Origin of the sequence: Flavobacterium sp. (genome assembly GCF_050696275.1) — a bacterium.
Lineage (GTDB): Bacteria > Bacteroidota > Bacteroidia > Flavobacteriales > Flavobacteriaceae > Flavobacterium.
Genome location: NZ_JBOGUT010000024.1, coordinates 37539 through 51818 on the forward strand (window position 1 = coordinate 37539; position 14280 = coordinate 51818).

Here is a 14280-nt window from a genome sequence, read left to right on the forward strand (position 1 = left end):
GGCAGAAAAGACAGTGCATGTACATTAACAACAAAACAAAACAAACTTTAGGGCTGAACAACTTGAGTTCGTAGGGATTCTAAAACAGCAACAACCTGATTGATAACTACTGGATCGGTTACTCCGTTAAGTCCTGCAGCTGCACCAACATAACCAATGAACTTATCGAAATTAGCGTTGGTAGCCTTAACGCCCATTCGGCTGTTAATGGCCGGATTGTGTGCGTTTATCATACTGGCTCCGGAATACGTATTGGTGGCGCTTCCACCGGTATTTGCAGAGAAGAAATCGGTTAGGTTTTTGCTTAATACGGCAACGTTAGTGGTATTACCGCCAGAAACTTCACCAACTAATGGGGCAAAATGGGCTCCGAAATTTCCACTGGATCCCGCTACAATATCAGCAACAATCAGAGTAATGGTAGAATCTACGACGGAACGGTAACTTAAACGTCCTTTTTCAATCATCATACCGGGATTATTGGGATCAGCAACTTTTAAGGTGCCTCCCAGTTTTTGGTACAGGGTCAGTTCGGTCATTGTGGGTTCGTCATCATTGTCACTGCAGGAGAGGAATGTTCCGGCTGTTCCTATAAACAGTGCAAGCAAAGTGATTTTAATTAGTTTTTTCATAAGGATGAGTTTTTATGTTGATTAATTAAAGATATTCTGTATGGTTTTTGAAAATTTATAACTAAAGCTATTGGTATTCATGACTGGACAAACGGGTTTGGCAACCAATTCAGGGGATATTACATATGGTTCGGCTTTGTAGTGCCCTTTTGCCATGAGTTGGCTGTAGACTTTTTGTGCATCAGTGATACGGTTATCGTGGAAATAGACTAATACGCCTGTTTCGGTGTTGAACCGGTCGTTTTTTACACCCGGAATGGCTTTGAGATTTCTGTGAATCTCTTTCGCCTGGAGCGAATCTATAGGAGGGGAAAAATTAATACGGCTAATTTGTAATGTGGCATTATCATATACTACTTTGGTTGCTGTGGCAATATGAATTACCAATACAATAAAAAGGAATACAGTTACCCCAAGAAAGCCGCCTATAAACCCTTTTGTTTTTCTGTTCATTTTCATAATAGAATGATTTTGAATTGATTATTTATTATGTACGAGAAAAAAGAAGAGATGGTTTTAGATTAGATAAAAAAAAGAATAAAAAAAAACCTGCTCGAGGGAACAGGTTTTTTGAGGTTGTTATTTTTTGAGTTTCTGAATCAGGAGATCTTCAATAGGGGCTTTGACTTTAATGACAGCATCTGAGTTGTCGTTTGGAATGGTCATGGAAAGGACATAGTGCTTTATTTTCCATTGGGTACCTTCTTTAATCATCACACCAGAGCCTCTGCAAATCTTCATTTGAGTGTTTAAGAGTTCATCAAACCAAGCCGTCTTTCCTGTGGCGTCAAAATAGATATGACGTTCGAGCGCTGTAAAATTCCAGGCCTTTCCTTTATCGAAATAAGGTTTGGCGAAAGCCATGAAGGCGGCTTTGTTCCAATTCTCGGTGGCATCAGTGCCAATGAATATGGATTCATCGGACATGAGATTAAAATATGTGTCGAATTGTGCTTCGGCTGCAGCCTTGTGCCAAGTATCAAGTACTTTGTTGATGTTGTCGGTTTCTTTATTCTGAGCAAAAATAAGGCTTGAGAGGAGTAGCGTAAAAAAGAGCGTTAGTTTCTTCATAAGGAGTTTGTTGGTTTTCGTAAAGTTACACTTTTTGTCGGGAATGGAAAAAGAGTTTCGTTTAAGGAGGGTAAAGGGAATGGAGAATGATACGGCACTTTGATAGCACTTAGTCACGCTATATTCATGCTATATCCATACTATATCCTACACTTAATGGTATTGTAACTGTGTCTCTTCGGTAAGGGAATAGAGTAAGAGATGGCTTACTGGGGACAGGCCTTTTACTTCTGCATTTTATAAGGTGGTGTATGGCTATAACTTACTTACCGACTTCACAAAATAAGGAGAATCATTCCATCGGATCTTGCGGTAGGCAAAATTTTGCTTTAATGTTTCGGGCAGGCAGTTCCAGATGGCCTCATTCATTTTTTCCAATAACAATTTTTTTGAGAATGTATCCGAAACTACTAAACTGATTTCTCTTATTGGCTTGGGATCTTTGAAAGGTTTGAAGAGATGGGATTCTCTTTCATTCAGGATAGAAAGTTCTGGAATGATGGCAAAACCCAATTGGGCACGTACCAGATTTTTTAAGGTTTCAATAGAACTGATGTCATAGGTAAACTGTTCCTTTATTTTTCCGGGATCTTTGATACCACAGATGTCCAAGAGCTGTGCGTTGTAGCAAAATTCGTTTTGCAATAGCAGCAATTCGGTTTTGTCTCCCGGCTGGATTTCGTAAAAAGAATCGTTGGCCATAGGATGCTGTGCATTCAGATAAGCTACAAAAGGTTCCTGAAAGATAGGGTGTTCGATTAGGTTGGGGTTGCCAGTGGGCGTGGCCATAATGGAAACATCAAGCGCTCCGGTTTCCAGGTCTTTCATAAGTTGTCCGGTATTGGCTTCCTTGATAATAAAATGGACTTTGGGAGCCGCTTCCCTCATGGCTTTGATGAACAAAGGGATGAGATACGGAGACAGCGTGCTGATGACACCGAGCTTCAGTTCTCCTTCGAGCAGGTTTTTCTCATTGATGACAAAATCACGGATGTCATCGGCTTCGCGCAGAATCTTCTTGGCCCGATTTATAATTTCTATTCCGAGAACAGTAGGTGTTAATGGGACCTTGTTCCGGTCGAAAATCTTGATTCCAATTTCTTCCTCCAGATTTTTCAGTTGTATGGTCAGTCCGGGCTGCGTTACCATGCAAACTTCGGCAGCTCTTGCAAAATGGCGTTCTTCATCCAGTGCAACGATATATTTCAGCTGTTGTATAGTCATGATTATAAATTTAATTTATAAAGATAAAAAATTATCAATTTGATTTATAATTATACCTGCAATAAATTTGTCCTATCAAATCAGAACAAATGATTTGGAAAAGAAGAACTAAATAAATTAATCATTAAAATTAAAGATCATGAAATTTACAAGAAGAGCAAACGCGAATTGGAAAGGTACAGGAATGGAAGGAAAAGGAACCATCAGTACACAAAGCACAACATTAGACAACGCCCAATTATCATTCAAAACCCGTTTTGATGAAGGAGTAGGGACAAACCCTGAGGAGTTAATTGCCGCAGCGCATTCTGGCTGTTTTACGATGCAGTTGAGTTTTCTTTTGAGCGAGGCAGGATTTACACCTGAAGATTTAAATACAGAAGCCAAAGTTACCTTTGAAGATGGGTCCATCACTCTTATCCAACTGATTCTGAAAGGTAGCGTTCCGGGTATTTCAGCAGATGAATTTGAAAAGGCAGCACACAAAGCCAAAGAAATTTGTCCAATTTCAAAACTGCTGAATACAACCATTACTTTGTCTGTCGAGTTAATCTAATAATAATATTCAATAACAATTAAAATAGAAAAAATGAAAACAACAACTTTAAAACAACAATGGAACCGTTATTTCGCATCCCTTGTATTTATTTTCAGCGTATTATTTTCAGGATCAGTTTCCTATGCGCAGACTTCCGCTGCGACGGTAAAAAATGTAGTATTGGTTCACGGTGCTTTTGCAGATGGTTCGGGTTGGAAGGCTTTGTATGAGATTTTGACCAAAAAAGGCTATCATGTAACGATTGTACAAAACCCATTATCTTCATTAGAAGATGATGTAGCGGCAACAAATCTAGTTCTTGACAATCAGGATGGGCCAACAATCCTTGTTGGTCATTCATGGGGAGGTGTAGTGATAACTGAAGCCGGAAATCATCCCAAGGTTGTCGGATTAGTGTATGTAGCGGCATTCCAGCCGGATAACGGAGAAACTGCATTGCAATGGTTTCAGACCGCACCTCCTGCGGCGGAAAACGGTGTGTTGCCTCCTAACGATAAAGGAATTGTATATTATGATAAGGCTAAATTTCATGCAGGATTTGCTGGTGATATTTCTAAGGAAGAAGCTGAATTTATGTATGCTTCACAAGGGGCATTCAATGGTAAATGTTTTGTAAGTCCAATTACAAAAGCAGCCTGGAGAGACAAACCAACTTATGCAGTCATCGCTACTGAGGATAAAAGTATCAATCCTGAGATACAACGTGCCATGTACAAACGCTCTAAAACAAAAGCAACTGAGGTAAAAGGCAGCCATGTAGTATTCATGTCACAACCCGAAGCAGTTTTTAAAGTGATTGAAACAGCTTCAAAAAACAATACTAAAAAGAATTAATGCGCATGCTCATTCTATTTTCAACAGTAAAAACCCAGCCAAACAGCTGGGTTTTTTATTGAGGGCTGTTAAAGAGATTAATCATTCCTTTTAGCAGGTTAGGAATGGACAAAAGAGGCTTTTAAATTTTTAACAATAAACAAGGAAAAACCGTAATATTTTTCCGACTAAAAAAATCATTTTTACACCTCAAATTTCTGTCTTTAATGGAAAGAAAACCTTATGTGACTAAGGAAAGCGTAGCTGTGTTCCGAAGCCATATTTTCCATGATAATAATCAAAAATTTTGTTGTAAAACTATGCTGCTTTTCGTTTTATCTGCTTCATTTTCAGTTAGAAATAATGAAGTGGAGTTGTTGTAATGTAACTTTATTTTACAGGTATAACCGGATTTATGTTAAAGCGATGTTAGTGGAACGTTATGTTTTTATTCTTACAAAAATTTTCAACCCCAAAGCATTTTTTTGTAAGAATTAATTTTTATTATTGTAGTGCGAAAAGGATTAATAAAATTAGAAACTCAGTTTCTTCATACCTACAATTTTATTAATCTTTTTAAGATTAAACTTTATAATTTCTCTTTCAAAAAGAGCTCTCTCTTGTAACCAAGGGAAGCGAAGCTTTACTTAAAATTTATGTTTTTTATTATTTATGAAAGCAACTCATAACGGTTGGTATGTGCTATATGTAAAATCTCGGTATGAGAGAAAAGTTTACGATGCACTTCAAAGTTTATCTATAGAGTCTTTTTTGCCAATGGTTAAGGAAGAGCGAAAATGGAGTGACAGGAAAAAGATGGTTGAGAAACCCCTTTTTCCATCTTATGTTTTTGTCAATATCAACTCTTCACTGGACTTTTATAAAGCGCTGGCTGTAAATGGTGCCTGTATGTATATTCGTTTTGGAATGGAGTATGCCAAAATCTCTGAACAGGAAATCAGTAAGATCGATCTTTTAATGGGTAAAAAATACATCACCAATATTGAGGTGAGCACCATGCTGCCTAAAATAGGCGATTTGATGGAGATTACTTACGGACCGCTCAGTGGCTTAAATTGTAAGATTATCAAAGTAAACAATGAGCATAAAATCATTGTACAGATAGAGTCTCTGCAGCAAAATATTACAGCGACTGTTCCGTCCAGCTATCTTTTCAACAAACTAACAGCATAAGTATTACAACTATAAATGCACCACATCAACGAAAAAATCGCCAAAGACTATTGGTTAAAAAAAGCCAATAAGATTGTTCATTCTAAGGGAAGTTTCCAGGAAGATACTATGATGCATTCTATCATAGTTGATGCTGGCGACCTTACTTATTTTTATAAACTGACTTCAGAAAACACTGTAGCCGAATTTACAGTACTGATTGGACTTTATAATATGCTGCTGCAGCGGTATTTTGATGACAGCACTATTTTGTCATCGAAGTCATTGCTGTCGTCCGCAGAAACACTGCTTTTTTATGATTTTCAGGCTATTGCCCAAAAAACAGTAAAGGAATTTATACAGGAAACCAAACAAGAAGTACAGGAAGTTTACAAATATGCTGCTTATTGCGAAGAAGCTTTTAAAGAACAAATATCCGGCATAAATCATATTCCTTTCCAGTTCAATTATGGAATTGATAAAGAACCCCATGTGTTGTGTTGTGGGTTGTCACTTCATATTGAAAAACTGGAAAATAAAGATTTGAGGATCTCAGTTAATTATGCCGGAAAGTTTGTTGAAAGCCTAATGGCGTTGCATTTTGTATTGAATTTTAAAAATTGGCTAATTGCATTAGAAGAAAATAATGCTGTTGTAATTGCTAAGATTCCATTAGTTTCTAAAGAAGAAGAAGTGGTATTGCATGCTTTTAACCCTGAAAAAAGCAGCTATGACAGTACGATTACACTAAGCGGAATTGTTGAAAAGCAAGCAAAAGAAACCCCTCAAAACATTGCGGTTGTTTATCAGGAAACAGCGCTTACTTATGCATCGTTAAATGAACAGGCCAATCAGCTTTCCCATTATCTTATACAGGAACAGGCTATCACAGAAGGAAGTTTCGTTGGGGTTAAAATGGAAAGAAGCGAAAAATTGCTGCTATCTATACTGGCTGTTTTGAAAGCAGGAGCTACGTATGTTCCTATAGATGTTAATTATCCGGAAGAAAGAATTGCCTACATTGAAAAAGACAGCAATTGTCAATTTGTTATTGATGCTGAAGCGTATGCTGATTTCCAGAAAACTCAGGGTAACTATTCCAAAGAAAACACCACAGCCAACGTAAAATCTGACAATCTGGCTTATATCATTTATACTTCCGGCACAACGGGCAATCCGAAGGGTGTAATGATAACACATCAAAATGCCGTTGCCTTAATTCACTGGGCGCATCAAGAATTCAATTCGGAAAATTTTGACATTGTCTATGCCACGACATCACATTGCTTTGATCTTTCGGTTTATGAAATGTTCTATCCATTATCCGTTGGAAAAAAAATAAGAATACTACCTAATGCTTTAGAGATTGGAGCAGCATTAGTATCCGCTAAAGAGCATAAAATCTTACTGAATACGGTTCCTTCCAGTATTCGGAATATTTTAGAGGAAGGGTTTCCTCTGGAAAAGGTGAGCATGATTAATCTTGCAGGAGAACCATTCCCTGTGGATATTGCTAAAAAACTGCTGCAGACCAATGCAGAAATCAGGAATTTATACGGTCCGTCCGAAGACACTACTTATAGTACCTGTTACAAATTGTCTCAGGAGAAAATTTATCAGTCGATTCCGATTGGTAAACCACTTCTAAATACAGAAGCCTATATTCTGGACAATGAGCTGCAATTAGTGCCTGCAGGCAGTATCGGGAAATTATATCTTTCGGGAGATGGAGTTGCTAAAGGGTATCTGAATCAACCGGAACTGACATCGGTAAAATTTGTTGAGAATCCTTTCGACAGAAAAGTAAAAATGTATGATACGGGCGATTTGGCAAAATGGCTGCCGGATGGGAACATTGCCTTTTTAGGAAGAAAAGACCATCAGGTAAAACTCAGAGGCTATCGCATTGAACTTGGGGAAATTGAAAATGCAATTCTTTCTTTTTCCGAAAACATACTACAGGCGGTTGTTGCAGTAAAAAAGAATAAAGAAGCTATTTTAGTTGCTTATTATATTGAAAATACACCTATAGACAAAACGTTTTTGCGTGCTTATCTGGAAAAACAGCTTCCTGCTTACATGGTTCCTGCCTATTTTGTTAAAATGGAAACAATTCCGCTGACACCAAATGGGAAGGTAAATAAAGAAGCGCTTCCTGAAATAGCAGATATTACAATTGATAAAACAGTCTATGTAGCCCCTACTGATGTCGTAGAAAAAGCATTGGTTGCCATTTGGGAACAAATACTGGGAGTTTCTCCAATAGGAATGAACGATCATTTCTTCGAATTGGGTGGCCATAGTTTGATGATTTCACAAATGATTAATGCGATTTATAAAAATTTAAATAAGAGTGTTCCGTATAAGATATTTTACACTAACCCTACAATCAACGATTTAAGAAAAGCATTAAAAACTCAGGAATATTTACCTATTCCTGCAGCTCCTTTGGCTAAATCGTACCCATTGACACATTCTCAAAACCGACTGTGGCTGTTAAGCCAGTTGGAAGGAGGGAATGAAGCGTATCAGATTTCGGGAGCAGTAATTGTAAAAGGGACTGTCGACGCGGTTAATTTTACCAGTGCTTTCCATCAGGTTGTTTCCCGCCACGAAGTACTGAGAACTATTTTTAAAAAGGACGAAGAAGGAGTTGTAAAACAATACAGCATTCCTGATGATGAATTTCATTTTTCAGTAGAAATCAGGGATTTTTCCAATGAAGAATTACCGTATAATCAGGTTAAGAATTATATCGGAGAAAAAGATAAACAGAGCTATTGCCTGGATGAAGCCCCTTTATTTAGAGCTTCTTTACTAAAGACAGCTACTGATTGTTATGTATTTTACCTGTCCATTCACCATTTGATAAGTGACGGATGGTCGCTGGAAGTATTAACGGCTCAGGTTTTAGAATGCTATGATGCCTTACAGACAGGAAATACCGGTGTCTTACCGAAACACGCTGTCCAATTTAAAGATTATGCTGTTTGGTTGCAGGAAGAGCAGCAAAAAGAGCGGTATCAAACGGCTAAAGAATTTTGGATGACCCAATTTGAAGAAGCAGCACCTGTACTTCAATTGCCAGGCTATTCCAATCGCCCTACAGTAAAAACCTATCATGGAAACCAATACCGTCACAGCTTTCCAGCGACATTGCTTACGGAGTTAAAAAATCTTTCTAAAGAAGGCCGGGTAACGCTGTTTACGGTTGTAATGGCAGGAGTAAAAACACTGTTGTCAAGATACAGCAGTCAAAACGACATTGTCATCGGAACTCCTATCGCCGGAAGAGAACATCCAGATTTGGAATATCAGATCGGTTTGTATATTAATACGTTGGCCATACGGACTTCCCTAAATCAGAAAGAAGCATTTTCAACCCTGTTGCAAAGAGAAGGAAAGCAACTCCTGGAAGCTTATGAGCACCAAAGTTTTCCGTTTGATGCTTTGGTAGAGCAGTTAAAGATTTCAAGAGATACTTCCAGATCACCATTGTTTGATGTTATGGTAGTTTTGCAGAATCAGCATCAGGTATCTAATTTTAAAAATAAATTTTCTTCGGATATTGTTTTAGAAGAATTTGAAATTGATCGAAATGTATCTCCGTTTGATATCGTATTTACTTTTACGGAATCAGCATCGCTTCAATTGGAAATTCTTTACAATACAGATTTGTATACTTCCGAATTTATTCAGGGGATAGCAATACATTTGGAACAGTTATTTCATCAGGTAGTAAAAACGCCTGAAATACAGCTGGAATCCATAGAACTGGTTTCTGAAACCGAAAAAGAAACATTGCTTGAGACATTCAATGCTACCGATGTTGCTTTTGACAGAGAAAAAACGATATTGGATTTGTTTTTGGAGCAGGCTGAAAAGACACCGCAAAATATAGCAATCACCGCAGAAGACGAGACTTTAAGTTATGCAGGACTGGACGAACTATCCAACCGATTAGCCAATTATCTTATCCAAAACTATCATATTGGCCGTCATGATTTGGTAGCTGTTCAGTTGGAAAGAGGAGAGCGTTTATTAATTTCATTACTGGGAATTCTAAAAACGGGAGCCGCTTATGTACCTATAGATACTAATTATCCTGAAAACAGAATTAAAGATATCCTGGAAGATGTTGCAGGAAAAACAGTTATAGACGATGCTTTTTTGGATGATTTTTACTGTCAGGAAGAATACGCTTCAGTACGTCCGGTGATAAAAATCGAAAGTACGGATCTTGCTTATGTAATCTACACTTCCGGATCTACAGGAAAACCAAAAGGGGTAATGATTACACATCAGAGTCTGGTTAATTTGTGTTTTTGGCACAAAGAAACATATGGTGTTACTGAAAACAGCCGGGGAACTTTATTTTCCGGTGTGGCCTTCGATGCTTCAGTATGGGAAATCTACCCGTACCTGATATCCGGAGCCACGCTTTATCCAATACAAAAAGAAGAAATACGTCTTCAGATACCGGTGTTAGCGTCCTTTTTGAAAAAAAATGAAATAACACATGCTTACCTGCCTTCCAAGATATGTCAGGCTATCATGGCTGAAGAAAGTTTAGCGTTACCGACCCTATTCCTTACAGGAGGGGAAAGCCTGAATTATGCGACAGGTACTTCTTTACAGATTTATAATAATTACGGCCCGACAGAAAATACAGTGGTAACAACTTATTTTGATTGTAAAGGATCTTTAAAAGAGAAAGTGTCTATTGGAAAACCGATTGCCAATACCCGCGTTTATATTCTGTCAGAAAACCTGAAATTACAGCCGATAGGTGTTATTGGAGAATTGTGTGTTTCCGGAATCGGACTTTCAAAAGGGTATTTGCACCAGCCGGAACTTACGGCAGAAAAATTTATTTCCAACCCCTTTTCGGCAGGAGAAAAACTATATAAAACAGGTGATTTAGTCCGATGGCTGCCCGATGGAAATCTTGAATTCATAGGAAGAAAAGACAATCAGGTGAAAATTAGGGGGAATAGAGTTGAATTGACAGAAATTGAACAGGTCCTCCGAGAATATGATGCTTCAATATCCAACGTATTGGTTCTTGCAAAAGAGGTAAACCGGGAACAAGCAATTGTAGCCTATTATACTACAGCTGCAGTAATTGATAAAAAAGCGCTAAGGGATTATCTAAAAGCCCAGCTGGCGGATTATATGGTGCCCAGCTATTATGTTGCACTCGAAAAATTACCTTTGAATGCTAACGGTAAAGTTGATATTCTAAAGTTACCGGCCATTTCCGAAGCCGATGTTCTGAAAAAAGAATATGTGGCTCCAACGACCGAAACAGAGACTAAAATTGCCGTAATCTGGCAGGAACTTTTAGGACATCAGACGATAGGAATTACCGACGATTTCTTTGAGTTAGGAGGACATAGCTTATTGTTGACGAAATTATTAAGCGAATACCAAAAGACATTTAAGATTTCGGTTGACCTTAAAATGCTTTATGCCAATACCAGTTTGAAAAGCCATGCTGTTTTTTTAACTAATCCGGCAGAAGAAGGCTGGGAAATTGAAAAAATAATTCCTCAGGAGTACTATGATGTGTCTTCTTCCCAGATGCGTTATTGGCTGTTGTATAAAATTCAGGGGAAATCGAGAGAGTTCAATATCTACAGTACGTTTGAATTACCGAATAATTTAAATGTTGCAGCATTCGAAACGGCATTTAACGCCCTTTTGGAACGCCATGAGATTTTAAGAAGCGTATTCGCAGAGGAGGCTGGAATTCCTAAGCAAAAAATAATACCTCATTTACCATTGTCCATTCCGTGCTTTACTTCAGAATCAGAAAGTAAAAAAGCAGTATTTGAACAGGAGTTTGACCTTGAAGTATTTCCGCTGTTTAAAGTTGCTGTTTTAAATGAAGGCCCAAATTACAGATTGTTTTTTAACATCCACCACAGTATAAGTGATGGCTGGTCTATGGGGATTATATCCAGAGATCTGATGGCTCTTTATATGGCTGAGGTTGCAGGTAAAACGGCTGAACTTCCGGAGTTGTCCATTCAATATAAAGAGTATGCACACTGGCAAAATAAACTATTGCAAGCCTCTGAAACGAGCGCTCAGCAAAACTATTGGAAAGAAAAATTAACAGGGTTATTACCGTATCTGTCGTTGCCGTCCGATTATACGGCTAAATTAAAAACGAATGACAGTTTTTCCTCTTCTTATACCGTTTTCATTACAGAGGAAAAGAAGCAAAAAATAGAAAAATTATACAGGAAAAGTGGTTTTAGTGCTTTTACAGTATTTGTTGCAACGCTTAAAATAGTGTTGTTCAGACTTACTTCGGAAGAAGATATCCTTATTGGAATTCCAGCGGCCAACAGAAATCATTACCAATTAAAAGATTTAGTAGGCTGCTTCCTAAATACGATCATACTGCGTGATAAAATTAGCGGGACCGTTCCTTTTAATGCTTGGTTGCTGCAGGTTAACGAAACGTTGGTAAACGCCTTAATCCACCAGGATTATCCTTTTGAACAGTTATTGGAATTACTTCAGGTTCCTCAAAAAGACAACCGATTTCCTTTAAGTCCGGTATTTTTAAATATGGTGGATTTTGATGCCAAAGCGCTGGAAGTAATTGCTGATTTCAATCCGAAGCATGAAACGATCGAAGCTGTTGCAAAATTTGACATGGAATGTTATATAAAAAGTTTTGCCAACGGATACAGCATCAACTGTGTGTACGACCACGGACTCTTTAAAAAAGAAACCATAACGTATTGGATTAATGCCTATTTATCTGTTCTTGATCAGGTAACTGAAAACGATGGAATACCAGTGCAGGAGATAAAAATATTTGAAAAGTATATTGATCAGGAAGAAGACGCAAAACCTACTAATGATTTTGACTTTTTTGAAGCAGATGAAATTGAGCAAAGTATCTCCAACCGATTTGAAAAACAAGCACAACGGTTCCCAAACCATACGGCAGTATATGCAAATCAGACGGAACTTACCTATCATATGCTGAATAATTGTGCCAATCATGTGGCGCTGCAAATCAAGGAAAAAGCCAATCAGGATACAAAACGGATAGCTTTACTTCTCAATCACAATGAAACAGCTGTTATAGGAATGCTTGGAGTGCTTAAAGCCGGATATGCCTACGTGCCAATAGATGCTAATAGCCCTTTGAACAGGATTCAGTATATTATTGAAGATTCAGGATGCAATCAGTTAATCTGCAGTAACGCTACTATGGAGAAAGCTTTGCAGGTGCAAAATGAATTGCCGCAATTGTCTGTTATCAAATTGTCTGAACATTATGTTCTTCCTGAAATTCCAAATCCTGAAAACAACCAAAATCCTTCAGATGAAGCCTATGTTTTATACACTTCAGGATCTACGGGCATGCCGAAAGGAGTACTGCAAAATCAAAGAAACGTACTTCATTTTATAAGAGTTTATACGAACAATGTCCATATTGCAATCCAGGATAATTTAAGTGTTTTTTCTACGTATACCTTTGATGCCTCTGTAAAAGACATTTACGGTGCCATCCTAAACGGTGCTACGGTCAGTATTTATGATATAACAGAAAACGGGCTTGACAAACTTTCCGAATGGCTGCTTACCCAAAACATCACAATTATACACATGGTACCAACCATTTACAGGAATTTCTTAAAAGGATTGGAAGAAGGTGAAGTGTTATCTCATGTAAGATTAGTCGATTTGGGAGGAGAGTCATGTCATAAACCGGATTTGGATTTATTTAAAAAACACTTTTCGGAAGGTGCTTTTTTGGTAAACGATTACGGACCTACAGAATCTACTATTGTAGCTCAAAAGTTCTTAAATCATGCCTCTCAATTAACGAGAAACAATATGCCTTTGGGTAAAGCGGTACAGGAGACAGACATCTTATTATTGGATGAAAATAACCGGCAAAAAGGGATTTATCAGGAAGGGGAAATCGTTTTTAGAAGTGATTATCTTTCTTTGGGTTATCTCAACAGGCCCGAATTGACAGAACAGGTCTTTCTGACTGATCCGATAACAGGGAAAGGAAGGGTATATAAATCCGGTGATATCGGAGTAATGCTGCCTTCAGGAGAAATTGAATTTCTTCAGCGAAAAGATTCACAGGTAAAACTGAACGGATTGCGTATTGAGCTTTCGGAAATAGAATACCAACTGGAACAGATTGAAGCGATTGAAGAAGCAGTAGTTCTGGTTAAAGAAATGCAGGGCAACAGTTATATCACCGCTTACATAAGAACAACCGAACCGACAGAAACCGCCAGCATAAAAATGCTGTTAGGGAAGATATTACCGAAGTACATGATTCCGGCAATTTATATCAGACTTACCGCATTTCCGTTGACCCGAACCGGAAAAATAGAACGAAAGTCATTGCCTGATCCTACAACATCTGACTTGAAAACTGTCCCTTATGTTGCTCCTAAGAATGAGATAGAAAGCAAATTGGCCGTTATTTGGGCCGAAGTTCTGAAGCTTGATCTTGAGATTGTGGGAACGGAAGACAATTTCTTTGAATTAGGCGGAAACAGTCTGCAAGGTGTTGTGTTGATGAACAAGGTAAATAAAACATTCCATACTGCATTTTCTATAGCCAACTTATACGAAACCTTGAATATAAAAGATTTGTCCGGATTATTGAATTTCTCTTTACTTCAAAGTCAGGAATTGGAACTGGCAGATCAGGAACTGGATCAGGACGAATTCATCATTTAAAGCTCTTTTCAAAAGAAAACTTTAATCCCTCAAGAAATAATAAAAATACACTTCCGGCATAACCGGATACAA

The 14280-nt window shown here is 37.9% G+C and carries 8 protein-coding genes; 4 read left to right on the plus strand and 4 right to left on the minus strand.

Translation table 11 applies throughout. The annotated features are described in order from the left end of the window. Positions 1-47: 47 nt before the first annotated feature. The 4 genes from ACRDEC_RS12485 to ACRDEC_RS12500 all read right to left on the minus strand — a co-directional run bounded on the left by ACRDEC_RS12485 (position 48) and on the right by ACRDEC_RS12500 (position 2927). Positions 48-632: a hypothetical protein gene (locus ACRDEC_RS12485; RefSeq protein ID WP_431498688.1), complete on the minus strand. Its 585-nt coding sequence runs from the start codon at positions 630-632 to the stop codon at positions 48-50. A gap of 21 nt (positions 633-653) precedes the next feature. After that, the gene (locus ACRDEC_RS12490) at positions 654-1091 is read right to left on the minus strand and encodes a hypothetical protein (RefSeq protein ID WP_431498689.1); all 438 of its coding nucleotides are present in this window, start codon (positions 1089-1091) and stop codon (positions 654-656) included. A 120-nt stretch (positions 1092-1211) separates the two neighbouring features. Continuing rightward, positions 1212-1703, minus strand: a complete 492-nt coding sequence (locus ACRDEC_RS12495) for a nuclear transport factor 2 family protein (RefSeq protein ID WP_431498690.1) — start codon at positions 1701-1703, stop codon at positions 1212-1214. 255 nt (positions 1704-1958) lie between these two features. Further along, the gene (locus tag ACRDEC_RS12500) at positions 1959-2927 is read right to left on the minus strand and encodes a hydrogen peroxide-inducible genes activator (RefSeq protein ID WP_431498691.1); all 969 of its coding nucleotides are present in this window, start codon (positions 2925-2927) and stop codon (positions 1959-1961) included. Between the two features lie 139 nt (positions 2928-3066). Between ACRDEC_RS12500 and ACRDEC_RS12505 the strand changes: the two genes are divergently transcribed. From ACRDEC_RS12505 to ACRDEC_RS12520, 4 genes are all read left to right on the plus strand, one after another. After that, entirely contained in the window at positions 3067-3483 is a 417-nt protein-coding gene (locus ACRDEC_RS12505; protein ID WP_431498692.1) for an OsmC family protein, read from the plus strand. 33 nt (positions 3484-3516) lie between these two features. Then, a complete protein-coding gene (locus ACRDEC_RS12510) occupies positions 3517-4320 on the plus strand; it encodes an alpha/beta hydrolase (RefSeq protein WP_431498693.1) in 804 nt (267 codons plus the stop codon). A gap of 651 nt (positions 4321-4971) precedes the next feature. Then, on the plus strand, positions 4972-5493 hold the full coding sequence (locus tag ACRDEC_RS12515) for a UpxY family transcription antiterminator (RefSeq protein WP_431498694.1): 522 nt from the start codon (positions 4972-4974) through the stop codon (positions 5491-5493). 15 nt (positions 5494-5508) lie between these two features. Further along, positions 5509-14208 carry an amino acid adenylation domain-containing protein gene (locus ACRDEC_RS12520; RefSeq protein WP_431498695.1) on the plus strand — a complete coding sequence of 2900 codons (8700 nt, stop codon included), beginning with the start codon at positions 5509-5511 and terminating at the stop codon, positions 14206-14208. Positions 14209-14280: the final 72 nt, after the last annotated feature.